The organism is Streptomyces sp. NPDC059002 (genome assembly GCF_042740435.1).
Taxonomy (GTDB): domain Bacteria; phylum Actinomycetota; class Actinomycetes; order Streptomycetales; family Streptomycetaceae; genus Streptomyces.
The window spans coordinates 25,240-46,730 of the sequence record NZ_JBHYJI010000028.1; the positions used below are offsets into that span (position 1 = coordinate 25,240).

Consider the following 21,491-nt stretch of genomic DNA (forward strand, 5'->3'; position numbering starts at 1 on the left):
GCCGCTGACGCGGCCGCGCGGCCGTCCTACGGTGCCGCACATGGGACACAACAGGACGACACGGAGCGCCGCCCGGCCGGGCAGGGCGCGGGGGCGGGCACGCGACGACGGCCTTCGGGGCATCCGCCCGCACATCGGCACGTACGACGACGAGAGCGACGTCGTCACCGCCGACCGGCAGTGGATCGCCGACATGCGGGCCGCCGGTCTCTGCTCGCTCGCCCTCTTCGTCCTCGTCGTCCTCGTCGACTGCGCCAACGGCACACTCGGCGCGGCCAGGCTCGGCCTGTGGGCCGGGCTCTCCGCCCTCCTCTACGCCGTCCTGCACCCCGTGCGCGTGACGGCCGGACCCGGCTGGCTCGCCGTACGGGGCCTCGGCCGCCGCCGGCACGTCTGCACCGGCCTGCTCACCGCCGTACGGCACAGCGACGGCGTCGCGGCCCGCCTGGTCCTGTGCGACTCGCTCGGCAACCGCGTCGAACTCGACCCCAAGGTCCTCGTCGACAACCCCCTGCTGCTGCACCGCCTCGACACCGGGGCCCGCGCCGCACGCGACGCGGGGCTGCTCAGGACCGGCTGCGTCGAGCTGCAGCGCCTCACCGAACGCGTCGACGGCGCCGCGGCCCGCGCCGTGTTCGAGGCCTCCGACCTGCACTGACGGGGACCTTCGGCCCTGGGAGGCGCGCGGTGCGGGGCGGACCGTTGAAGCATGGACATCGCCTCCCGCGCCGACCTCGACGTACTGCTCCGCCGCTTCTACACGGCCGCCTTCGCCGACCCGCTGATCGGCCCCTTCTTCACGGAGATCGCCGGGACCGACCTCGACGTCCATCTGCCGCGCATCACCGACTTCTGGGAGCGCGCGCTGTTCCGCAGCGCCGACTACCGGCGCAACGCCTTCGCCCCGCACGCCGCGCTGCACGCCGCGCGCCCGCTGACCGCCGAGCACTTCGGCCGCTGGGTGCAGCTGTGGCACGCCACGGTCGACGGGCTGCACCGCGGCCCCCGCGCGGACCGCGCGAAGGCGCAGGGGGAGCGGATCGCGCTCGCCATGCTGCGGCGCCTGGGCGGCAAGGACGCGTCCACGGCCGGCGAGGGCCCCGGGTTCGTCCCGCTCGCGGCGCTGGAGCTGCGGGCGGCGGCCTAGGGACCGTCCCGCCCGGGCCTCAGGACTTGAGTGCCTCGTACGTCACGCCCGTCAGGTCCTCCGACGCGGCCCAGAGCCGTTCGCCCGCCACATCGTTCAGGGTCCACTTCGCCCGCCAGGACTTCGTGGGCGCCCCGCGCACGCCCAAGGCGGGGCCGGTGAACCAGTCGGGCCGCACGCGCGGTGCCGTCGCCACGTACAGGGTGGGCAGCGCGCCGCCCTCCGCGGGCTGCGCGACGATCCGGTTGCCGAGTTCCATGACGCGTTCGACGGCCTTGCGGCCCTCCATCCTGGGGCCCGCGCCCTGCAGATTGGTCGAGGCGTACCCGGGGTGGGCGGCGGCCGCGACGACCTCGGAGCCGATGGCGGCGAGGCGGCGGGCCAGTTCGTGGATGAAGAGGAGGTTCGCCGTCTTGGAGCGGCCGTACGCGATCCAGCGGCGGTAGCGGCGCTCGCTGTTGAGGTCGCCGATGTCGATGTTGGCGAGCGCGTGCGCGAAGCTGGACACGCTGACGACCCGGGCGCCCGGCGTCTCCAGGAGGCGGGGCATGAGCAGCCCGGTGAGCGCGAAGTGTCCGAGGTGGTTGACGCCGAACTGCGTCTCGAAGCCGTCCGCCGTGCGCCGGTAGGGCAGCGCCATCACGCCCGCGTTGTTGATGAGCAGATCGAGGCGGTCGTCCGCGTACGCGTCGGCGAACTGCCGTACGGACGCCAGGTCCGCGAGGTCGAGCCGCCCGAACTCGACGTCGGCGTCCGGCACGTCGGCCCGCAGCCGGTCCACCGCGCGCACGCCCCGGTCCTCGCTGCGACAGGCGAGGACGACATGGGCCCCGCGGCGGGCGAGCTCGCGGGCCGTGACGTAGCCGATGCCGCTGTTGGCACCGGTGACGACGGCCCTGCGGCCGCTCTGGTCGGGGATGTCTCTCGCGGTCCAGGCGGGCATGACAGGGCTCCCTCGGTATCGGATTCTCGCCGCAGGGTAAGGCAGGGCGAGTCCGGGAGGGAGCCCGGGCCAGGACTGGGGGCAGTGCGGGTGGTCGGGCGGTACGGACGGTCGGGCGGTACGGGGGGTCAGGCCGCCGCGCCGCCGTCGATCACCAGGTCGGCGCCGACCACGGAGCCCGACTCGTCCGCCGCCAGGTACAGCACGGCCGCGGCGACCTCCTCGGTCGTCGAGACCCGGCCCAGCGGGTTCGTCTCCTTGATCCGGGCCGCCCGGTCGGCCTCGGTCTCGCCGGGGCGGAACGACATGGTGGTGTCGGAGGAGCCGGGGCTGACCGTGTTGATGCGGACGCCCTCCCGGATGTGCTCGGCGGCGGCCGCGCGGCTCAGCGCGGAGACGGCGGCCTTGGTCGCCCCGTAGGCGGCGGTGCCGGGCACGCTGGTGTGGGCGCCGAGCGTCGAGCCGATGTTCACGATCGAGCCGCCGCCGGACTGCGTGCGCATCTGCTTGACCTCGGCCTGCAGGGCGAGCAGTACGCCGGTGACGTTGATGTCGAGCATCGTGCGCCAGTCCTCCTCGGGCAGCTCGGTGACCGGCGTTCCGGCGCGCAGGACGCCCGCGTTGTTCACGGCGACGTCCAGGGAGCCGAAGCGCTCGACGGTGGCGGCGACGAGCGCGGCGAGGTCGGCGGAGCGGGAGACGTCGGCGGTGACGGCGACGGCGGTGCCGCCCGCGCTCTCCACGAGCCCGACGGTCTCCTTCAGCGGACCTTCGGAGCGCCCGGCGACGACGACGTTCGCGCCCTCGGCGGCGAAGGCGAGCGCGATGGCCCGGCCGAGTCCGGAGCCGCCGCCGGTGACGAGGGCGGTGCGGCCGGTGAAGCGGGAGCGGGTTGCTGCAGTCATGACGGAACTCTTTTCTTGACCGATCGGTTCAATATAAAGGCATGAAAAAGAAGAAGCGTGAGAAGGGGAGGGGGAGGGGTGTGCCCGTGCGGCGGCTCGCCCGCCCGCCCGCTCAGTCCAGCAGTGCCAGGGCCTGTTCCGCCGCGTCCCGCACCCGCGCCGGATCCTTGGACGCCTTGCCGACCACGCGCAGCCCCTGCATCAGGACGAGGAGCATCCGGGCGAGCGTCAGCGGATCGCGGTCCGCGGGCAGCTCGCCCTGCGCCTGGGCGCGGACGAGTGCGGAGTGCAGCAGGGTCTCGATCCGCTCCCAGCTCTGCTCGACGGTGCGGGCCGCCGCCTCGTCGTGCGGGGCCAGCTCGGCCGCCGTGTTGGTGATGAAACACCCGGTCAGGCGGGCTTCGCCGACCGAGGCCTCGGTGCCGAAGCGGCGCACCACCGCGCGCACGGCGGGCAGTGCGGGCCCCGCCGCGGACAGCTCGGCGAGCAGGATCGGCTTCTGGTTCTCGCCGTAGCGCTCCAGGGCCTTCAGGTACAGGTCGTGCTTGTTGCCGAAGGTCGCGTAGATGCTGGCGCGTCCGATGCCGAGCTCCTCGACGAGGTCGGCCATCGACGTCGCCTCGTAGCCGCGCCGCCAGAACAGTTCGAGGGCTGACTGGAGCGCGGCGTCGGGATCGAATTCCTTGGTCCTTGCCACGAGGAGGACGCTACGCCTTACTGGAACGGTCGGTCAAGTAAAAAGGAGGCGCTCAGGCGATCCGTGCGGGATGGGCCGCGACCGACACCTCGTCGTCGTCCAGGCACCGCCCCGTCTCCAGGTCGAACCGCTGCTTCAGGAGCGGCGACGCCACGAACGGCCGCCCCCGCTCGGAGCCGACCAGGCCCCGCGAGAGGACCGCCGCGCCCGTGAAGGGGTCGCGGTTGTCGATGGCGTACGCGCGGCCGTCGCGGTCGAGGAACAGCGCGGCCTGGCGGCCGTCGGGGAGCAGTGCGGCGACGCCGCGGCCCGGGGTCAGGCGGTCCAGGCCGCAGACCGTGAACCAGTCCTGGTCCAGGAGGAGTTGCACCTTCAGGCCGGTGGTCTCGGGGGCGAGGGTCACGGGGCGACACTTCCTTCCAGGGGGCGGTGGTCGATGGACAGCAGGGGCAGGTCCGGCTTGATCTGCCGGCGTTCGGGGACGAAGCGGACCGTCGGGTCCGGGGTGCCGGGCGCGTTCACGAAGGAGACGAAGCGCGCGAGCCGCTCCGGGTCGTCCAGGGTGTCGGCCCACTCGTCGCGGTAGTGCGTGACGTGGTCGGCCATCAGGACCTCCAACTCGGCGCCGATGCCCAGCGAGTCGTGGACGACGACGTCGCGCACGTGGTCGAGGCCCCCGTCGATCCGCTCCAGCCAGGCCGATGTGCGCTCCAGGCGGTCGGCGGTGCGGATGTAGAACATCAGGAACCGGTCGATCAGGCGCACCAGTTCGGTGTCGTCCAGGTCCTGCGCGAGCAGGTCGGCGTGGCGCGGGGCCGCGCCGCCGTTGCCGCCCACGTAGAGGTTCCAGCCGCTCGCCGTGGCGATCACGCCGAAGTCCTTGGACTGGGCCTCCGCGCACTCGCGGGCGCACCCGGAGACCGCCGACTTCAGCTTGTGGGGGGCCCGCAGGCCCCGGTAGCGCAGCTCCAGGTCGATGGCCATGCGCACCGAGTCCTGCACGCCGTACCGGCACCAGGTCTGTCCGACGCAGGACTTCACGGTGCGCAGCGCCTTGCCGTACGCGTGCCCGGACTCGAAACCCGCGTCGACCAACCGCGCCCAGATCATGGGCAGTTGCTCGACGCGCGCGCCGAGGAGGTCGATGCGCTGACCGCCGGTGATCTTCGTGTAGAGCCCGAAGTCCCGTGCCACCTCGCCGATGACGATGAGCTTCTCCGGGGTGATCTCGCCGCCGGGGATACGGGGCACCACCGAATAGGAGCCGTTCTTCTGCAGGTTGGCGAGGAAGTGGTCGTTGGTGTCCTGCAGCGCGGCCTGCTCGCCGTCCAGGACGTGGCTCTCCGCGCCGATCGTCGGGGCCAGTGAGGCGATGATCGAGCCGACCGCGGGCTTGCACACCTCGCAGCCCTCGCCGCCGCGCGCCGCGTCCCGGCCGTGTGCGTCGAGCAGGGCGCGGTAGGAGGTGATCCGCAGCGCCCGCACGATCTCGTACAGCTCCTGCCGGGTCTGCCCGAAGCAGCCGCACAGGCCCCGGTCGCCGGATGCCGGCAGGAGCCGGTTGATCACCTTCACACAACTGCCGCAGCCCGTACCGGCCTTGGTGCACTTCTTCACCTCGGGCAGGGTGGCGCAGGCCTGGACGGCGTCCTTGGTGACGTTGTGGCAGTTGCAGATCACCGCCGAGCCCGGCAGCGCCTCGGGGCCGAGCGCCGCGGGGGCGCCCGCGCCCGCGGGCAGCACCAACTGCTCGGCGGGCAGCGGCGGTACGGTCCCGGTCAGCGGCCGGAGCAGGCCGTACGCCTCCGCGTCGCCGACCAGGATGCCGCCGAGCAGCTCGCCGCCCGCGCCCATCACCAGCTTCTTGTACGTGCCCGAGCGCGAGTCGGCGTAGACCACGTCGAGGCAGCCGTCCGCCGTGCCGTGCGCGTCGCCGAAGGACGCCACGTCCACGCCGAGCAGCTTCAGCTTGGTGGACAGGTCGGCGCCGGTGAAGCCCGCGCACTCCGCGTCGGCGATGGCCGCGGCCGCCGTCTGCGCCATCTCGTAGCCGGGCGCGACGAGTCCGTAGACGCGCCCGTCCGACGCCTGGGCGCACTCGCCGATCGCGTACACGTCGGGGTCGCTGGTGCGGCACCGTTCGTCGACGGTGATGCCGCCGCGCTCGCCGACCACCAGGCCGTGCTCGCGGGCGAGTCGGTCGCGCGGGCGGACCCCGGCCGAGAACACCACCAGATCGGTGGCGAGTTCACTGCCGTCGGACAGCTTCATGGCCCGCACGGCGCCGTCGTCGTCCGTCACGATCTCCTGCGTGCCGGTGCCCGTGTGCACGGTCAGGCCCATGCCGGTGATGGTGCGCAGGAGCGCGGCGCCACCGCCCTCGTCGACCTGGACCGGCATCAGGCGGGGCGCGAACTCCACGATGTGCGTGGCGAGTCCGAGCCCGCGCAGGGCGCCCGCCGCCTCCAGGCCGAGCAGCCCGCCGCCGACCACCGCGCCGGTCGTCGCGCGCGCCTTCGCGTACTCCTCGATGGCGAGCAGGTCCTCGATGGTGCGGTAGACGAAGCAGCCCGTCGCGTCCTTGCCGGGCACGGGCGGCACGAAGGGGTACGAGCCGGTGGCGAGGACGAGCGTGTCGTAGGCGAAGACGCGGCCCGAGCGGGCGGTCACGGTCCGCGCGGCCCTGTCGAACCCCTCGGCGGCGTCGCCGACGTACAGCTCGATGCCGTGCCGTTCGATGAACTCCCGGTCGGTGAGGGAGAGTTCGTCGGGGGTGCGGCCCGCGAAGTACGAGGTGAGCCGGACCCGGTCGTAGGCGGGCCGCGGCTCCTCGCACAGCACCACGATCCGGTGCGAGGCGGTCAGACCGCGCTCGGCGGCCGCCTCCAGGAAGTGCTGGCCGACCATGCCGTGGCCCACGAGGACGAGCGTGGGGCGGTGCGGGCGCGCGGTCTGTTCGGGCTTCGGCATGTCAGCGGCCTCCGTCGTGGGTGAGCAGGTGCAGCAAAGGGGTGTCGTCGTCGGGCAGCGGCTCCTCGGCCTCCCAGGCGCGGGCCAGCGCGCCGACCGCGTCGAGATCGCCGAGCAGCACCCCGCCGACGAGCCGGTCGCCGCGGACCACGACCTTGCGGTACGTGCCGCGGGTGGCGTCGGCGAGCTGGACCACGTCGACCGTCTCGTCGGCGGGGTGCGGCTCCAGATCGCCGAAGACCGCGAGGTCCAGGGGGCCGGGGCCCGCGAGGGTGAGGCGGGTGAGGGTGCGGGTGCCGGAGTAGGGGCGGGGTGCCCGCGTCGTCGCCAGGAGGTCGTCGGCCAGGGCGTCGGCCTGTTCCACCGCGGGCGTCGCGAGGCCGTAGACGCGGCCCGCGTGCTCCGCGCAGTCGCCGACCGCCCGGATGTGCGGATCCGACGTGCGCAGCCGGTCGTCGACGACGATGCCCTTGCGTACGTCGAGTCCGGCGGCCTGCGCGAGACCCGTGCGGGGGCGTACGCCGCAGGCCAGCACCGTCACATCGGTGCCGAGCACATACCCGTCGGCGAGCTCGACGCTGCGGACGGCGCCGTCGACGACGCCGACGGCACGCACCCGGCACTCCGTGTGCACCTCCACGCCGAGGCCTGTCAGATGCTCGTGCACCAACCGGGAGGAGACCGGGTCGAGTTGGCGCTCCACGAGCCGCTCGGCCTGCTGGAGCAGGACCACCTGGGCGCCCCTGCGGGCCAGCGCGCGGGCGGCGGACACGCCGAGCAGGCCGCCGCCGATGACGACGGCGCGGACCCCGGGGCCCGTCTCCGCGGACAGGGCGAGGCAGTCGTCCATGGTGCGGAACGCGTGCACGCCGCGGGGGAGTTCGCTCGCGCCGGGGGCGAACAGGCCGCGCAGCGGCGGCAGGACGGCGTTCGAGCCCGTCGCGAGGACGAGCGTGCCGTAGCGGACGACGCTGCCGTCCGCGCAGTGCACCCGCCGCTCGGCGCGGTCGACGCGGACCGCGCGGGTGCGGAGTGCCCTGCCGGGCGGGGTCGGCAGGGCGATGACCTCGGGGGCGTAGCGGCCCGCGAGGACCTCGGCGAGCAGGACGCGGTTGTAGGGGGCGTGGTCCTCCTCGCCGATCAGGACGGTGTCGCCGCCGAGGCGCTGCGCTGTGCGGGTGCCGGCGAGACCGGCGCCGATCACCACTGCCGGTGAAGTCATGCTTCGCAGCGTGCGGGGCGGGTGTTACCCGGCCGGGGCCGGGTTGTTTCCCTCGGGGAACGGTGTTCTCAGTGGCCGGTGCCCGGCGGTGTGAGGGGCTGCGGGACGGCCCCGGGAAGCCGGTTGCTTAACCCCTCTTGAGCCGATCCTCAAGGCCGCCTTAAGGATCTCGGATACGCCACCGACCAGCGGTTTTCCGCGCGTCCCTGCGCCTAGTGTGCCGCCGTGACCACCGAGGCAGCCGACCCCCGAATCGACGCGTATCCCGCGCTGTCCGCCTACCTGAGCCGGAGGGAACAGCCACCGCGCGCGCCGATACCGCCGATACCGGCCACGCCACCGCGCCCGCCACGCGCGCGTGGCGGGCGGCCGGGGCGCCCCCGACCCGCCACCCCCGTCGCCCCGATCCGCCTCTCGCCCCGCGCCCTCCGCGCGGGAGTCCTCGTCGGCGCCCTGGCCGTCACCGCGCTCTGGGCCGTACAGGCCGAGCCGTCCGCGCGGCTCGACGTGCTGTTCGCCACCGGGGCGCACCTCACCGGGCTGCTCGCCGGGTACGGAGTCCTCGTCATGCTGTTCCTGATGGCCCGCGTGCCCGCCGTGGAGCACGGCGTCGGCGCCGACCGGCTCGCGCGGCGGCACGCCATCGGGGGGCGGTACGTGCTGAGCCTCTGCGCGGGGCACGCCCTCCTCGCCCTGTTCGGGTACGCCGCCCACGCCGACACCGACCTCCTGGACGCCACCCGCGACCTGCTCGGCTACCCGGGCCTTGCCGCGGCCGCCGCGGGCACCGCCCTGCTCGTCGCCGTCGGCGTCACCTCGGCCCGCGCCGTGCGCCGCCGCGTCCCGCACGAGACCTGGCGGGCCGTCCACCTGCTCACCTACCTCGGCGCCGCGCTCGCCTTCGTGCACCAGCTCGCCGGGCCCGATGTCGCGGGCAGCGTCCTGACCGGGTGGCTGTGGGCCCTCGCGCACGCCACCGTCGGCGTCCTGCTCTTCTGGTACCGCCTGGTCGTCCCCGTACGCCAGGCGCTGCGGCACAGCCTGCGCGTCATCGACGTACGGACGGAAGGGCCCGGTGTCGTCTCCGTGCTCGTCCAGGGCATCGGCCTCGACGAACTGCGCGCCGAACCGGGGCAGTTCTTCCGCTGGCGCTTCCTGCAGCGCAGGCTCTGGCACACCGCGCTGCCCTTCTCGCTCTCCGCACCCGTCCGCGACGACACCCTGCGCATCACCGTCAAGGCGGTCGGCGACCACACCCGGCGGATGCGGCGCCTCAAGCCCGGCACGCGCGTCCTCGCCACCGGGCCCTTCGGCGCGCTCACCGCCCACCGGCGCACCAGGCGCAAGGTGCTGCTCCTCGCGGGCGGCGTCGGCATCACACCGCTGCGGGCCCTCTTCGAGACGCTGCCGGGCGGTCCCGGCGACCTCACGCTGCTCTACCGCGCGGGCAGTTCCGAACAACTCGTCCTGCGCGAGGAACTGGAGGCCATCGCCGCGAGCCGGCGGGCCGGACTGCACTATCTGCTCGGCCGCTCCGACGCCGCCTTCGACGGGCTCGCCCCGCAGGCCCTGCGCAATCTGCTGCCCGACCTCGCCGAGCACGACGTCTATCTGTGCGGCCCGCCGGGGATGTCCGCCGCGGCCACGGCGGCGCTCGTCCGCGCGGGCGTCCCGGAGGAACGCATCCACGCCGAGTGCTTCACGCACTGAGCCCCGCCCACCCCTCTGCCCCGCCCACCCCTCTGCCCCGCCGCCCCGACCCCCGAGAGAGCTGATCATGGGACGCCACCGCAGACCCGTCGCCCCCGCCCAGGGCCCCACCCGTCAGGCCCGCCGCAGGCTCGCCGCGGGGCTCGCCGGGGCGAGCGCGCTGGTCGCCACCGCCCTCGCCCTCACCGTCGACCCGGCGGCGCCCCCGGCCCCCGACCGCGCACCGGCCACGGCCCCCGAACCCCAGGCGGCGCCCTGACCTCGCGGTACGCACGGGCCTCACGGTACGCACGGTCCGCCGCAAGCTCAGAAGTCCCTCAACTCTGCCCGGTTCCATGGACGTCGTGATCACCGCGTCCATAGGGTCGCGATCATGCCTGACATATCCCTGACCACGGTCGTCGTCCTCTGCCTGGCCGCCCTCGCGGCCGGCTGGATCGACGCCGTGGTCGGCGGCGGCGGACTGCTGCTGCTCCCCGCACTCCTGCTCGGCCTGCCGGGCTCCACCCCGGCCGCGCACGCCCTCGGCACGAACAAGGCCGTCGCGATCGTCGGGACCACGGGCGCGGCGGTGACGTACGTCAGGAAGACCCCCGTCGACGTGCGCACCGCCGTCCGCATCGGTCTCGCCGCGCTCGCCGGGTCGATGGGCGGCGCCTTCTTCGCGGCCGGGATGAGCACGGAGGTGCTCAAGCCCGTGATCATGGTGGTGCTGCTCGCCGTCGGGGCCTTCGTGATCCTGCGGCCCGCCTTCGGCACCGCGCCGCCCGCCGGGCCCGCGTCCCCGCGGCGGATCCTCGCCGCGATCGGCCTCGCGGGCCTCGGCATCGGCTTCTACGACGGCCTCATCGGACCCGGCACCGGCACGTTCCTGGTCCTCGCGCTGACCGCGGTGCTCCACCTCGACCTGGTCTCGGCCTCCGCCACCGCCAAGATCGTCAACTGCTGCACCAACGCGGGCGCCCTCGGCATGTTCGCCTGGCAGGGCGCGGTCCTGTGGCAGCTGGCCGGGCTCATGGCCGTCTTCAACCTCGCGGGCGGCATGTTCGGCGCGCGCACCGCCCTGAAGAAGGGCAGCGGATTCGTCCGGGTCGTGCTGCTGACCACCGTCTTCGGACTCGTGGTGAAGATGGCGTACGAGCAGTGGGTCGCGTAGCCCCTCGCCTCAGCGCACGGCGGTGAGGTGCGCGAAGACCACCACGTTGCCCTGGTAGCCGGTCTTCTTCGAGTACGTGCCGCCGCAGGTGATCACCCGCAGTTCGGGGCGGGGCGCGGCCCCGTAGACCTTCTCGTCGGGGAAGTCCTTCGCGTCGTACACCTCGTTCGCGTCGACCGTGAACACGGCCACGCTGCCGTCCCTGCGCTCGACCTCGATGGTGCGGCCCTTCTGCAGGGCGCCCAGCTCGTAGAAGACCGAGGGGCCCTCCTTGTTGTCGACGTGCCCCGCCACGATCGCGGTGCCCCGCTCGCCGGGCGTGGTGCCCGCCTCGTACCAGCCCGCGAGGTTCTGCCGCTCGGGCGGCGGCACGTCGAGGCTGCCCTGCCGGGTCAGGCCCAGCCCCATCAGGGGCGTGTCGACGCCGATCGCGGGGATCCGCACGCGGTCGGGCGGCGACGGCGGCAGCGGCGCGGGGCCGGGGGCGGTCCTGTGGGTGCCGGGCGCGGCCGACGCGGCCTGCGCGGCGGAGGGCTGCGGCGGCGGGTGCGACTCCGCGCCGCTGCGCAGCAGCCACGCCCCGGAGCACAGGGCGACGACGGTGACGGCTCCTATGACGGCGTTGCCGGTCTTCCTGCGTACACCGCGCGTACGGCGCATACGGCGTCCCCCTCGGGTTCGGACGGTCCTGTCCCTCGTCCCCCTCCCCGCCCGCGAGGGGACACGGGCCGGGAGGGGGCAGGGGTGGCGGTACCGGTGGACAGCGGAGGGTGTCCGTCAGATCCTGTCGCCTCTCGCCCGGCGGTGCAGGAGCCAGGTACCGCCCGCGGCGGCGACGGCCAGTGCCGCCACGCCCGCCGCGGTCTGTACGGGGTCGGGACCGAGCGCGCCGCCGACCCCCGTCTTCACATGTCCCTTCGGGTGCGGCTGCTGCCGCTCCCCGGCGTCGGCCGTGGAGGTGATCGTGACCATCAGATCGCCCGCCACCTGCTTGTTCCTGGTCGCGGAGCCGCCGGACCCGGAGCACTTGGCGACGATCTCGTAGGTGCCGGGCTGCGCGGACGGCGGGACCTTGAACTGCCCGACCGCGTCCTCGGGGTGCGTGCTCGGCGCCAGCGCGAACGTGCCCGCCCCCACCGCGCTCGCGTCGCCCGTCGCCGTACCGCCGGAGCCGCAGGCGGTGGTGTTCACGGTGACGGTGGTGCCCGGAGTGACGGTGGCCGGATAGATCTCCAGGCCCCCGCCTGCCGCGGCGTACGCGGGGGCGGCCAGCGCACCCGCCGCCGCTACGGCGAGCGCGGTACCGGTCAGCAGGCGGGCGTTGCGCATGTGCTCGTTCCTCCGAGAGCCTCCGCGGGGGCCCGGCCCGCGGCACCCCCAAGTGCCGCTGCGTCGGTCGAACCCCGCACTGCCGAGGTAAGTGGCACTCGGCACCGCACGCCTGCTGATGGAGCATCAGAAAGTCGGCGAACAGGCGGCCCCCGACGCCTCACGGGGAACGTTCCAGCAGGTCACCGGCGTATCGACGAGAAGTATCCGAAGGGGGCACGCGGCGCCTGTGAATGGGTGACCCGGCGCGGCCGCGGGCTCAGATCGTGTCCCAGGGCACGTCCTCGTAGACCCCGGCCACCTGCGCCATCAGCTTCTCGTCGATCCCGTACTCCGTGTCGTCGATGCGCCGCACCGGACTGACCCCCCACGCATTGGTGACGAAGGCCGCCTCGTACGACGGAAGGTCCGCGAGGGCGACCCGCGCGTGCCGGGTCGGCAGCCCCGCCGCGGGCAGCCGCGGCTCGACCAGCCGCATCGTGATGCCGGACAGATGCGGCGCGCTCGGCCACACGACCTCGGTGCCGTCGAAGAAGGCGATGTTCGTGACGGAGCCCTCGCTGATCTCCCCGTCGGGCCCGGTGAGCAGCGCGTCGTCGAAGCCCGCGCGCCGGGCGAGGTCGGCGTGGCGGGCCTGCGCGAAGCCGCCCAGGTGCTTGATGTGCGCGAAGGGCCGCTGGTACGGCACCGACCGCAGCGCCTGCGCGCGCTCGGCCATCGTGGCGGGCAGCTCCGTGGGCGGCCGGACCGTGACCATGAGGGACGGCGCGCCGTCGGGGGCGTGCACATGGACGCGTACGGACGCCTCGGTGATGTCGTCGCGCAGGATCTGCCGGACCAGGCCGCGCACGCGCTCCCCGTCGAGCTCCTGCCCGAAGAGTTCGCGGGTGGCCGCGTCCAGGCGGGCCAGATGGTGGCCGATGCCGCGCACCCGGCCGCCCCTGATCTGCATCGCGGTGAAGTGGCCCGTCTGCACGAGGGCGGGATGGAGGAGCCCTTCGGCGGTGGCGGGGCGTCCGTCGATCTCAATGCGCCACACCGGCGCGGTGGTTGTCATGAAGGCACGCTACGAGGCGTCGCCCCGCGCCGCCGCCCCGCCCTCCCCGGCAGCGCCCGGGTCCCGCTTCTCGACCAGGCGGCGCGCCCCGGGACCGCGCGAACCCAGCTCGTCCAACGGATTGGACAGCGCGCACCTGGCGAGCGAGAGACAGCCGCAGCCGATGCAGTCGGTGAGGCTGTCGCGCAGCCCCTGCAAGGTGCGGATGCGGTTGTCCAGGTCGGCGCGCCAGCACTCGGAGATCCGCGCCCAGTCGTCGCGGGTGGGCGTGCGGTCGTCGGGGAGCAGGGCGAGCACGTCGCGGATCGTGGCCAGCGGGATGCCGAGCCCCTGCGAGGTGCGGATGAAGGCGACCCGGCGCAGGGTGTCGCGGCTGTAGCGGCGCTGATTGCCCGGCGTACGGCGGCTCTTGATGAGCCCTTCCCGCTCGTAGAACCGCAGCGCGGAGGCGGCGACTCCGCTCCGCGCGGCGAGCTCGCCCACGGTGACTTCCTTGGTGTCCGGCGCGAGATGCGAGGTCATGCCGTCAGATTAGCCACCGGATTCGCTTGACCTGAACCGCAGTTGAGGTACGAGCCTTGGCGCATGACTGAGACCACGTCCCCCGATTCCGCCCCTGCCGTCGCGACCGCCGACGCCGACGCGCCGCTCCGCGTCGCCGTCATCATCGGCAGCAACCGCGAGGGCCGTTTCGGGTCGATCGTCGCCGAGTGGCTGCTCGCCAGGGTGCGGGAGCGGACCGACCTCGCCGTCGACGTCGTCGACCTCGCCGACGCCGACCTGCCCACGTCCCTCTCCTTCAGCCCGTCCGACGCCGTGGCCGCCGAACTCGGCAAGGTCACCCCGAAGCTGGCCGCCGCCGACGCGTTCATCGTCCTCACCCCCGAGTACAACCACTCCTACCCGGCGTCCCTGAAGAGCCTCATCGACTGGCACGACGAGGAGTGGCACGCCAAGCCCCTCGCCTTCGTCTCCTACGGCGGGCTCTCCGGCGGTCTGCGCTCCGTCGAGCACCTGCGCCCGGTCTTCGCGGAACTGAACGCCGTGACGATCCGCGAGACCGTCTCCTTCCACAACGCGGGCACCCTCTTCGACGACGCGGGCAACCACCGCGACCCGGCGGCCGCGGACGCGGCGGCCAAGGCGATGCTCGACCAGCTCGCCTGGTGGGGCTGGGCGCTGCGCAGCGCCAAGAAGGTGCGCCCGTACGGCAGTTAGGACCTGCCTCGGGTACGTCCAGGTGGGCGGCGCCGCGGTCAGACCGCCGGCAGGTGGACCGCCGCGACCGCCCCGCCGTCCGGCGCGTTGGCCAGGTCGACGCGGGCGCCGATCACCTGGGCCTGGCCGAGCGCGATGGTCAGGCCGAGACCGGTGCCCTGGCCGCGTTCGCGCGCCCCGGTCTGGAAGCGCTGCGGGCCGTCCTTGAGCAGGCACTCGGGGAAGCCGGGGCCGTGGTCCCTGACCGTGACCGAGGCGCCGGAGACCCGCACCTCGACGGGACCGCCGCCGTGCCTGCGGGCGTTGGCGACGAGGTTGGCCAGAATCCGCTCCAGGCGGCGCGCGTCGGTGCGTACGAAGGTGTCCTCGACGCCCCCGTCGCGCTCCTCGGTGAACCGCACGGCGCCATCGCAGTCCGAGCGCTGCACGATCGCCTCGACGAGCCGTCCCAGCGGATGCACGTCCAGATCCGGCTTCTCCACCTCCGCGTCGAGGCGCGCCACCTCCAGGAGGTCCTCGGTCAGGGTGCGCAGGGCAAGCACCCGGTCGCGCACGAGCTCCGTGGGACGGCTCGGCGGCAGCAGCTCCGCCGCCGTGTGCAGCCCGGTCAGGGGCGTGCGCAGCTCGTGCGCGACATCCGCGGTGAAGCGCTGCTCGGCCTCAAGGCGCTGCTGCAGGGAGGCGGCCATCGTGTCGACGGCGGTGGCCAGTTCGGCCACCTCGTCCTTGCCGTGCCGCAGGCCCGGCGGCCTCGGATGGTCGATGCGGGCGTCCAGATCGCCCTGACTGATGCGGCGCGCGGTGGCCGCGGCGGTGCGCAGCTCACGGCTGAGCCTGCTGGAAAGACCGGCGCCGCCGAGCGCCGCGAGACCCACGACGACGGCACCCGAAACCATCAGCTGCCGGTCGAACTCGGCCATCTCGTCGGCCTGTTCGTGCAGCGGCTCACGAATGGAAAGGACCTGGTCGCCGACCGGCCGCGCCGCCCACACGCACGGGTCGCCGGACGCCATGTCGAGATAGGTGGTGCGCTGCCCGTCCAGCGCGGCCCTGCGCAGCGGCTCCGGCAGATCCGGCGCGTCGAGGGCTGCGCCCGTGTCGTCCTGGTCGACCTGCCCGGTCAGCTCGTACAGCTGACGCACCCGGACGAGCTGCGCGATCGCCCCCGACCTGGCGTTGGAGGAGACCTGGTCGAGCCGGGCGTGATGGATGAGCACCCCGATGGCGACGGCGACGACAGCACAGCCCGCGGCGAGCAGCGCGGTGATCTTCCAGCGCAGACCGAGGCTGTTGAGCGCGGCCCGGGTCCCGCGCATCAGTGGCCGCCGGGGGAGTGGGAGGGCGCGGGGGGACGGGAGGGCGTCGGCTCCGCCGTCTCCGTCGGGTCCGCCGACTTCTTGTAGTTCTTGACGTCACTGATCGTGGACATCCGCATGCCGTCCCAGTGGAAGCGCACGGCCTGCTCGCCGCCGTCCGCGCACGGGGTGCGCACCAGCAGATCGGGGCCGATCGTCTCGATGCTCATGCTCCGCCCGGAGGTGAACAGGATCGGATAGACCTTGCCGCGGTGCTCGGTGTAGACGGCGAGCACATTGCGCCCGCTCTCCGTGTCCGCGGCCACGAGCAGCTCGGGCTTCTTGTCGCCGGTCAGATCGGTGAACATGGGCGGCCGCAGCCCGGCCTGCCCCGGGCGGTCGATCGTGCCCCGGTCGGCGACCGGCCTCATCCGCGGATCGGCCCGCAGGATCTCCCGTACGTCCATCGAGGCGAGCCCGCCCGAACCCACCTTCGGCAGGCCCCTGAGCGCCCGGGGCGGCGGCTGGCGCGTGGCGGCGTCGGCGCCGGGCGCCCGGGACGACGTGCTCGCCCAGGCGGGCCAGACCGACTCGGGGCGCGGCTGCACCGACACGGAGGGCGCGGCATCACCGGAGCCGAGGCCGTTCGGGCTGCCGCACCCGGAGAGCGCGAAGGTCGCGAGGGCGGCGAAGGGGGCGGCGCCCAGGAGGAGCAGGCGGCGGAGGATCGGGTTCATGGAGTGGCTGACCGTCTGGGCGTGGAGGCAGAGCATGGCGGCGGCCGGTCCAGGGGCTGAACTGGGGATTCGGCAGTGGACCGGCCACCGCCTTCGACGGTAGGAACCGTCCGTCACGGAAAACGGGAGGTTGTGTAACAGCTGCGCCTAAAAATGCCCGAACCGGTCACTCAGGGACCTTCGGATCGGGACCTAGGACCTGTTCCCGGGGCCTGCACCGGGCCTGCATGGGGCCCACCCCAGGCCCCGCCCACCGGTCCGGTGGACTTCAAGAAGGATCACCGCTACGACTTCTGGAAGAACCGATCCCATCGGCGCCGACCCGGCCGGAGCCGATACCGCGAGAACCGAGGTGCCCCGTGGCGGAAACGACCGTACTCACCGTCCTGACCACCACGGACACCGAGGACAAGGCGGACGGCCTGGCCCGCGGTGCCGTACGGGCAAGGGTGGCGGCCTGCGCCCAGATCGGCGCGCCGGTCACCTCCGTGTACCGGTGGGACGGCGGCATCGAGACCGCACGGGAATGGCAGGTGCTCTTCAAGACGACGGCCGCGCGCTACGCCGCCCTGGAGGCCTGGCTGCTCGCCGCCCACGACTACGAGACGCCGGAGATCATCGCGACCCCGGTGACCCGGGGGAGCGCGGCCTATCTGGAGTGGGTGGAGCGGGAGACCGCGGAGTGAGCCCGCGCGGGACGCGACGGCTGCCGTTCTTCGTGTACGGCACGCTGCGCCCGGGGGAGGGCAACCACGCGGCCTACCTGCGCGGCCGCGTCGCCCGCGAGGAGTCGGCACTGCTGCCGGGCGCGGTCCTCTACGAAGGGCCCGGCTATCCGTACGCCGTCGAAGACCCCGAAGGCGGCCCGGTGCACGGCGAGTTGGTGACCGCACCGCCCGCCGCCCACGACCGGCTGCTCGTCGCACTCGACCTCCTGGAGGAGTACGCGCCCGGCGACCCCCGCAACCTGTACGAACGCGTGGTGCGCGAGGTGAACCGCACCGCGGACGGGGTCGCGGTCCGCGCCTGGGTCTATGTGGCGGCACCCCGGGTGGCGGCGGAACTGCGGGCGACGGGCACGGTGATCGACGGCGGCGACTGGGCGTCCTTCCGGCTCCGGAGGTGACGGGGTGTCGCCGATCGCCTCATGAGGCGACTCCCCGAACTCCCGGCACAGAAGGCGAAAGCCGCAGCTCAAACGCCGTCGCACTCGATCTGATGGACTCCATCACTCATGCGAGCGAATCCGCGTGACCACCCAGAGTGAGCGAAGCGAAGCTCTCCGTGTGCACCGCCCGGTGCGCGCGTCGGTGCGCGAGCACCTGTCCTCAAGAAGGAGACGCCTCATGCGAGTTCGCCGTTCCCTGCCGGCCTTCATCGGAGCCGTGACCCTTGCCATTGGTATGTCCATGGCGGCCACCGCCTCCGCCGCCCCCGCCGCACCGACCGTGCAGGACCCGTGCGGGTTCTTCGAGACCTCGAGCGACGCCTACTACAACCACTGCACGAACGACGGCTCGCACATCGTGATCGAGATCGACGACTGGGGCCCCAACTCGGAGGCGTGTGTGGGCCCGGGCGTCACCTGGATCGGCTCGGCCTCGGACATCGACGGCGCCTGGTACACGGGACGCACCTGCTGATCCGCGCCTGATCCGCGCCTGATCCGCGACGCTCTCGGGTGATCGCGGGCCCGGGGAGGCTCAGCCCCGGGCCCGCTCGACCCGCACCGCGCACACCTTGAACTCCGGCATCCGCGACACCGGGTCCAGCGCCGGATGCGTCAGGGAGTTGGCCCGCCCCTCGCCCGGCCAGTGGAACGGCATGAACACGGTGTCGGCGCGGATGGCACTCGTGACCCGCGCGGGAGCGACCGCGCGGCCGCGCCGCGAGACCACGGAGACCGGCTCGCCCTCGACGATCCCGAGCCGCGCCGCGAGCCGCGGATGCAGCTCCACGAAGGGCCCCGGAGCGGCGGAGTTGAGCTCGTCGACCCTGCGCGTCTGCGCCCCCGACTGATACTGCGCAAGCACCCGCCCCGTCGTGAGCAACACCGGATACTCCGCATCCGGCTCCTCGCCGGCCGCCCGATGCACCACCGGCACAAACCGCGCCCGCCCATCCTCGGTAGCAAACCGCTCAAGGAAGAGGCGGGGGGTTCCGGGGTGGGGGACTTGAGAGGTGGTGCTGGTACTGGTGTTGGTGCCGGTGCGGGGGATGTCCTCGGTGCTGGTGCTGGTGCTGGTGCCTGGGCCCGCATCCACGCCCACGCCGGTCCCTGGGCCCGCGCCCGCATCCACGCCCGCGCCGGTGCCTGCGCCCGCATCCGCGCCCACAACCACACCCACACCCACACCCACACCCACCCCCACCTCCGGACACGGCCAGAACACCCCCTCCCCTTCCCCCTCACTCAGCCGCTCGTACGAGATCCCCGAGTAGTCCGCCGCCCCGCCCGCGCTCGCCCTGCGCAGTTCCTCGAAGACCTCCTCCGGGTCGGTGGGGAAACCCTTGCCGTGGCCGAGCCGGTCCGCGATGCCGTGCAGGACGTCCAGGTCGCTGCGGACCCCGGGGGGCGCCGGCACCGCGCGGCGCCGCAGCAGCACCCGGCCCTCCAGGTTCGTCACCGTGCCCGTCTCCTCCGCCCACTGCGTCACCGGCAGCACCACGTCCGCCAGTTCGGCCGTCTCGGACAGCACCACGTCCGCCACCGCGAGGAAGTCGAGCGCACGCAGCCGCTCCTCCACATGCGCGGCCCGCGGCGCCGACACGACCGGGTTGGAGCCCATGAGGAGCAGCGCCTTGACGTCCCCGCCGAGCGCGTCGAGCAGTTCGTACGCCGACCTGCCGGGCCCCGGCAGCGACTCCGGTGCCACGCCCCAGACCCCGGCGACATGTGCCCGGGCCGCCGGGTCCGTCAGCTTCCGGTACCCGGGCAACTGGTCGGCCTTCTGGCCGTGTTCGCGCCCGCCCTGCCCGTTGCCCTGGCCCGTCAGGCAGCCGTACCCGGACAGCGGCCGCCCGGCACGCCCCGTGGCGAGGCACAGATTGATCCACGCCCCGACGGTGTCCGTCCCCTTGGACTGCTGCTCGGGCCCGCGCGCCGTGAGCACCATCCCCGACCCGGCGTCGCAGAACAGCCTGACGGCGTCGCGCAGTCGGGGCACGGGCACGCCGGTGATCCGCTCGACGTGCTCGGGCCAGTGCGCCATCGCCGCCGCCCGTGACTCCTCCCATCCGCTGGTGCGCTCCTCGATGTACGCCTCGTCCGTGCGCCCCTCGGCCACCACCAGGTGCAGCAGGCCGAGCGCCAGGGCGAGGTCCGTCCCCGGCCGCGGTGCCAGATGCAGATCGGCCTGCTCGGCGGTGCGGGTCCGCCGGGGGTCGACGACGATCAACGTGCCGCCGTTCTCGCGGAGTTCCGTCAGATACCGCAGCGCGGGCGGCATCGTCTCGGCGAGGTTCGACCCGACGAGGATCACGCACCCGGTGCGCGGGATGTCCTCCAGCGGGAACGGCAGCCCCCGGTCGAGCCCGAACGCCCGCTGCCCCGCGGCCGCCGCCGACGACATGCAGAACCGTCCGTTGTAGTCGATCTGCGACGTGCCGAGCGCCACCCGCGCGAACTTCCCGAGCGCGTACGCCTTCTCGTTCGTCAGACCGCCGCCGCCGAACACCCCGCACGCGTCCGCGCCGTGCTCCGTACGCGTACGGGAGAGCCCGTCGGCGATCCGGTCCAGGGCCTCCTCCCAGGTGGCCGGTGTGAGCCTGCCCGTGGCGCGGGATCGGACGAGCGGCTCCGTCAGGCGCACCCGGGAGGAGAGCACGGCGGGTGCCGTGCGGCCCTTGCCGCACAGGGCTCCCTTGTTGACGGGGAACGTGGGACGCTCCACGACCTCCACGTCCCCACCGGGGCTCGCCGTCAGGCCCATCCCGCACTGCAGCGCGCAGTACGGACAGTGGGTCGGGGTCGCCGGTGTCGCGGTGGAGTGCATACGGTCCAGGCTCCGCCGCGCGTGTTACGCGCCCCCGCGCGATCGCGTTACACGCGGGGTAAGCCGACCTCAGCGGCCCGCGCGCCGCACGGTGAGGTGGTCGCGCCCTGTCAGGGGCGCGGGGAACTGCGCGAGGACGGACCACGACCCGCACCCGGCGTCCGGCGGAACGAGGCAGACGCAGCTTCGTACCCGCCTGCGGACCGGCTTCGCCTGAGCGCGCAGTTCCCCGCGCCCCTGACGGGGCGGCACCGCGGCCGGCCGCTGCCTCAGCGGGGTGCGGCCAGCGCCCGGTCCACCCCGCGCTCCCGGGCCCCGAGGAAGCGCGGATCCGGTTGAAACGCCGAGTCGAGCACCGCCTTGCCCGCCGCGAACACCTCCCGCGCGCCGCCGTAGTACCAGGTCGCGTCGTGGACGGCGTCCACCCCGACCCCGTACGAGGAGACCCCCGCCGCTTCGCACAGCGCGACCGCCCTGCGTATGTGGAAGCCCTGGCTGATCAGCACCGCCCGGTCCACGCCGAAGATCTTCTTGGCGCGGACGCAGGAGTCCCAGCTGTCGAAGCCCGCATAGTCGCTCACGATCCGGCGCCCGGGCACCCCGTGCTTCTTCAGGTAGGTGCGCATGGCGTCCGGCTCGTCGTACTCCTCGCGGCTGTTGTCACCCGTGACGAGCACGACCTCTATCCGCCCCGCGCGGTACAACTCGGCCGCCGCGTCGAGCCGGTGCGCGAGATACGGCGACGGCTCGCCCTTCCACAGACCGGCGCCGAAGACCACCGCGACCTCGGTGCGCGGCGCGTCCGCGACCGTCCCGATCTTGTCGTCCGTCGTCACGAACAGCCAGGCCGACGGCAGCAGCGCGAGCACGCACAGCGCCATCACCGTCTGCACGGCCCGCCGCTGTCCCTGCCGCGTGCGCGGTATGCGCAGCCATGCGGGCCGCCGCACGCGCGCCGCGCTCCTCCCCGCCCGTCGCCGCAGCCGCCCGGCGCCCTCCGACGGCCACAACCGCCGTGCCCACCCTGTCCGTTCCATGTGATCCGCCCCCGTGCCCACCGGATCTCCCCCGATCCGATCACTGCGACAACCGTAAGCGACCCCACCGGCA

General features: G+C 73.6%; 23 protein-coding genes. 9 read left to right on the plus strand and 14 right to left on the minus strand.

Annotated features, from left to right (window positions below; translation table 11 throughout):
• Positions 1-40: 40 nt before the first annotated feature.
• Together ACFWZ2_RS24300 and ACFWZ2_RS24305 are read left to right on the plus strand one after the other, a co-directional pair.
• Positions 41-658, plus strand: a complete 618-nt coding sequence (locus ACFWZ2_RS24300) for a hypothetical protein (protein WP_384548942.1) — start codon at positions 41-43, stop codon at positions 656-658.
• Positions 659-709: 51 nt separating this feature from the next.
• Positions 710-1,147 carry a group III truncated hemoglobin gene (locus tag ACFWZ2_RS24305; protein ID WP_384548944.1) on the plus strand — a complete coding sequence of 146 codons (438 nt, stop codon included), beginning with the start codon at positions 710-712 and terminating at the stop codon, positions 1,145-1,147.
• Positions 1,148-1,166: 19 nt separating this feature from the next.
• Here the strand turns inward: ACFWZ2_RS24305 and ACFWZ2_RS24310 are convergent, their stop codons facing one another.
• From ACFWZ2_RS24310 to ACFWZ2_RS24335, 6 genes are all read right to left on the minus strand, one after another.
• The gene (locus tag ACFWZ2_RS24310) at positions 1,167-2,090 is read right to left on the minus strand and encodes an oxidoreductase (RefSeq protein ID WP_384548945.1); all 924 of its coding nucleotides are present in this window, start codon (positions 2,088-2,090) and stop codon (positions 1,167-1,169) included.
• A 128-nt stretch (positions 2,091-2,218) separates the two neighbouring features.
• Positions 2,219-2,995, minus strand: a complete 777-nt coding sequence (locus ACFWZ2_RS24315) for an SDR family NAD(P)-dependent oxidoreductase (RefSeq protein WP_384548947.1) — start codon at positions 2,993-2,995, stop codon at positions 2,219-2,221.
• A gap of 112 nt (positions 2,996-3,107) precedes the next feature.
• Positions 3,108-3,692, minus strand: coding sequence for a TetR/AcrR family transcriptional regulator (locus tag ACFWZ2_RS24320; protein ID WP_384548949.1), 585 nt, complete (start codon positions 3,690-3,692; stop codon positions 3,108-3,110).
• Between the two features lie 52 nt (positions 3,693-3,744).
• Positions 3,745-4,095 (minus strand): nitrite reductase small subunit NirD, encoded by a 351-nt coding sequence (gene nirD / locus ACFWZ2_RS24325; protein ID WP_384548951.1) that lies wholly within the window; start codon positions 4,093-4,095, stop codon positions 3,745-3,747.
• Positions 4,092-6,662: a nitrite reductase large subunit NirB gene (gene nirB, locus ACFWZ2_RS24330; protein WP_384548952.1), complete on the minus strand. Its 2,571-nt coding sequence runs from the start codon at positions 6,660-6,662 to the stop codon at positions 4,092-4,094. The genes nirD and nirB overlap by 4 nt, the downstream gene beginning before the upstream one ends.
• A gap of 1 nt (position 6,663) precedes the next feature.
• Positions 6,664-7,884, minus strand: a complete 1,221-nt coding sequence (locus tag ACFWZ2_RS24335; RefSeq protein ID WP_384548954.1) for an NAD(P)/FAD-dependent oxidoreductase — start codon at positions 7,882-7,884, stop codon at positions 6,664-6,666.
• Between the two features lie 405 nt (positions 7,885-8,289).
• On the opposite strand from ACFWZ2_RS24335, the gene ACFWZ2_RS24340 reads away from it, so the two are divergent.
• The 3 genes from ACFWZ2_RS24340 (at position 8,290) to ACFWZ2_RS24350 (ending at position 10,750) form a co-directional block, all read left to right on the plus strand.
• Complete coding sequence (locus ACFWZ2_RS24340; protein WP_384549070.1) at positions 8,290-9,594, plus strand: ferric reductase-like transmembrane domain-containing protein; 1,305 nt, start codon at positions 8,290-8,292, stop codon at positions 9,592-9,594.
• 67 nt (positions 9,595-9,661) lie between these two features.
• Complete coding sequence (locus ACFWZ2_RS24345; RefSeq protein WP_384548956.1) at positions 9,662-9,853, plus strand: hypothetical protein; 192 nt, start codon at positions 9,662-9,664, stop codon at positions 9,851-9,853.
• Positions 9,854-9,967: 114 nt separating this feature from the next.
• Positions 9,968-10,750: a sulfite exporter TauE/SafE family protein gene (locus ACFWZ2_RS24350; RefSeq protein ID WP_384548958.1), complete on the plus strand. Its 783-nt coding sequence runs from the start codon at positions 9,968-9,970 to the stop codon at positions 10,748-10,750.
• A gap of 9 nt (positions 10,751-10,759) precedes the next feature.
• On the opposite strand, the gene ACFWZ2_RS24355 is transcribed toward ACFWZ2_RS24350, so the two are convergent.
• The 4 genes from ACFWZ2_RS24355 to soxR form a co-directional block, all read right to left on the minus strand.
• Complete coding sequence (locus tag ACFWZ2_RS24355) at positions 10,760-11,410, minus strand: class F sortase (protein WP_384548960.1); 651 nt, start codon at positions 11,408-11,410, stop codon at positions 10,760-10,762.
• Positions 11,411-11,527: 117 nt separating this feature from the next.
• On the minus strand, positions 11,528-12,079 hold the full coding sequence (locus tag ACFWZ2_RS24360) for a hypothetical protein (protein WP_384548962.1): 552 nt from the start codon (positions 12,077-12,079) through the stop codon (positions 11,528-11,530).
• A 259-nt stretch (positions 12,080-12,338) separates the two neighbouring features.
• Positions 12,339-13,136, minus strand: coding sequence for an aminotransferase class IV (locus ACFWZ2_RS24365; protein WP_384548964.1), 798 nt, complete (start codon positions 13,134-13,136; stop codon positions 12,339-12,341).
• Between the two features lie 9 nt (positions 13,137-13,145).
• On the minus strand, positions 13,146-13,658 hold the full coding sequence (gene soxR / locus ACFWZ2_RS24370) for a redox-sensitive transcriptional activator SoxR (RefSeq protein WP_384548966.1): 513 nt from the start codon (positions 13,656-13,658) through the stop codon (positions 13,146-13,148).
• A gap of 63 nt (positions 13,659-13,721) precedes the next feature.
• Here soxR and ACFWZ2_RS24375 point away from each other — a divergent pair, with 63 nt between their 5' ends.
• A complete protein-coding gene (locus tag ACFWZ2_RS24375) occupies positions 13,722-14,354 on the plus strand; it encodes an NADPH-dependent FMN reductase (RefSeq protein WP_384548968.1) in 633 nt (210 codons plus the stop codon).
• A gap of 38 nt (positions 14,355-14,392) precedes the next feature.
• Here the strand turns inward: ACFWZ2_RS24375 and ACFWZ2_RS24380 are convergent, their stop codons facing one another.
• Positions 14,393-15,670 (minus strand): ATP-binding protein, encoded by a 1,278-nt coding sequence (locus tag ACFWZ2_RS24380; protein ID WP_384548970.1) that lies wholly within the window; start codon positions 15,668-15,670, stop codon positions 14,393-14,395.
• Positions 15,670-16,386, minus strand: coding sequence for a hypothetical protein (locus ACFWZ2_RS24385; protein ID WP_384548971.1), 717 nt, complete (start codon positions 16,384-16,386; stop codon positions 15,670-15,672). The genes ACFWZ2_RS24380 and ACFWZ2_RS24385 overlap by 1 nt, the downstream gene beginning before the upstream one ends.
• Before the next feature lie 359 nt (positions 16,387-16,745).
• On the opposite strand from ACFWZ2_RS24385, the gene cutA reads away from it, so the two are divergent.
• From cutA to ACFWZ2_RS24400, 3 genes are all read left to right on the plus strand, one after another.
• On the plus strand, positions 16,746-17,072 hold the full coding sequence (cutA, locus tag ACFWZ2_RS24390) for a divalent-cation tolerance protein CutA (RefSeq protein ID WP_384548973.1): 327 nt from the start codon (positions 16,746-16,748) through the stop codon (positions 17,070-17,072).
• On the plus strand, positions 17,069-17,512 hold the full coding sequence (locus tag ACFWZ2_RS24395; RefSeq protein ID WP_384548975.1) for a gamma-glutamylcyclotransferase family protein: 444 nt from the start codon (positions 17,069-17,071) through the stop codon (positions 17,510-17,512). The genes cutA and ACFWZ2_RS24395 overlap by 4 nt, the downstream gene beginning before the upstream one ends.
• 220 nt (positions 17,513-17,732) lie before the next feature.
• Positions 17,733-18,029 (plus strand): DUF6355 family natural product biosynthesis protein, encoded by a 297-nt coding sequence (locus tag ACFWZ2_RS24400; protein WP_384548977.1) that lies wholly within the window; start codon positions 17,733-17,735, stop codon positions 18,027-18,029.
• Positions 18,030-18,089: 60 nt separating this feature from the next.
• Here the strand turns inward: ACFWZ2_RS24400 and ACFWZ2_RS24405 are convergent, their stop codons facing one another.
• Both ACFWZ2_RS24405 and ACFWZ2_RS24410 read right to left on the minus strand, forming a co-directional pair.
• A complete protein-coding gene (locus ACFWZ2_RS24405) occupies positions 18,090-20,381 on the minus strand; it encodes a molybdopterin oxidoreductase family protein (RefSeq protein ID WP_384548979.1) in 2,292 nt (763 codons plus the stop codon).
• A 269-nt stretch (positions 20,382-20,650) separates the two neighbouring features.
• A complete protein-coding gene (locus tag ACFWZ2_RS24410) occupies positions 20,651-21,331 on the minus strand; it encodes a vancomycin high temperature exclusion protein (protein ID WP_384548981.1) in 681 nt (226 codons plus the stop codon).
• Positions 21,332-21,491 lie beyond the last annotated feature (160 nt).

Excerpts from the sequence above, each read along its gene's own strand:
- ACFWZ2_RS24345 (WP_384548956.1), top strand. The coding sequence starts at position 9,662 with ATGGGACGCCACCGCAGACCCGTCGCCCCCGCCCAGGGCCCCACCCGT.
- ACFWZ2_RS24400 (WP_384548977.1), top strand. The coding sequence starts at position 17,733 with ATGCGAGTTCGCCGTTCCCTGCCGGCCTTCATCGGAGCCGTGACCCTT.
- ACFWZ2_RS24335 (WP_384548954.1), bottom strand. The coding sequence starts at position 7,884 with ATGACTTCACCGGCAGTGGTGATCGGCGCCGGTCTCGCCGGCACCCGC.
- ACFWZ2_RS24405 (WP_384548979.1), bottom strand. The coding sequence starts at position 20,381 with ATGCACTCCACCGCGACACCGGCGACCCCGACCCACTGTCCGTACTGC.
- nirB (WP_384548952.1), bottom strand. The coding sequence starts at position 6,662 with ATGCCGAAGCCCGAACAGACCGCGCGCCCGCACCGCCCCACGCTCGTC.
- ACFWZ2_RS24360 (WP_384548962.1), bottom strand. The coding sequence starts at position 12,079 with ATGCGCAACGCCCGCCTGCTGACCGGTACCGCGCTCGCCGTAGCGGCG.
- ACFWZ2_RS24355 (WP_384548960.1), bottom strand. The coding sequence starts at position 11,410 with ATGCGCCGTACGCGCGGTGTACGCAGGAAGACCGGCAACGCCGTCATA.
- ACFWZ2_RS24310 (WP_384548945.1), bottom strand. The coding sequence starts at position 2,090 with ATGCCCGCCTGGACCGCGAGAGACATCCCCGACCAGAGCGGCCGCAGG.
- ACFWZ2_RS24300 (WP_384548942.1), top strand. The coding sequence starts at position 41 with ATGGGACACAACAGGACGACACGGAGCGCCGCCCGGCCGGGCAGGGCG.
- ACFWZ2_RS24350 (WP_384548958.1), top strand. The coding sequence starts at position 9,968 with ATGCCTGACATATCCCTGACCACGGTCGTCGTCCTCTGCCTGGCCGCC.
- ACFWZ2_RS24380 (WP_384548970.1), bottom strand. The coding sequence starts at position 15,670 with ATGCGCGGGACCCGGGCCGCGCTCAACAGCCTCGGTCTGCGCTGGAAG.
- ACFWZ2_RS24375 (WP_384548968.1), top strand. The coding sequence starts at position 13,722 with ATGACTGAGACCACGTCCCCCGATTCCGCCCCTGCCGTCGCGACCGCC.
- ACFWZ2_RS24315 (WP_384548947.1), bottom strand. The coding sequence starts at position 2,995 with ATGACTGCAGCAACCCGCTCCCGCTTCACCGGCCGCACCGCCCTCGTC.
- soxR (WP_384548966.1), bottom strand. The coding sequence starts at position 13,658 with ATGACCTCGCATCTCGCGCCGGACACCAAGGAAGTCACCGTGGGCGAG.
- ACFWZ2_RS24305 (WP_384548944.1), top strand. The coding sequence starts at position 710 with ATGGACATCGCCTCCCGCGCCGACCTCGACGTACTGCTCCGCCGCTTC.
- ACFWZ2_RS24385 (WP_384548971.1), bottom strand. The coding sequence starts at position 16,386 with ATGAACCCGATCCTCCGCCGCCTGCTCCTCCTGGGCGCCGCCCCCTTC.
- ACFWZ2_RS24365 (WP_384548964.1), bottom strand. The coding sequence starts at position 13,136 with ATGACAACCACCGCGCCGGTGTGGCGCATTGAGATCGACGGACGCCCC.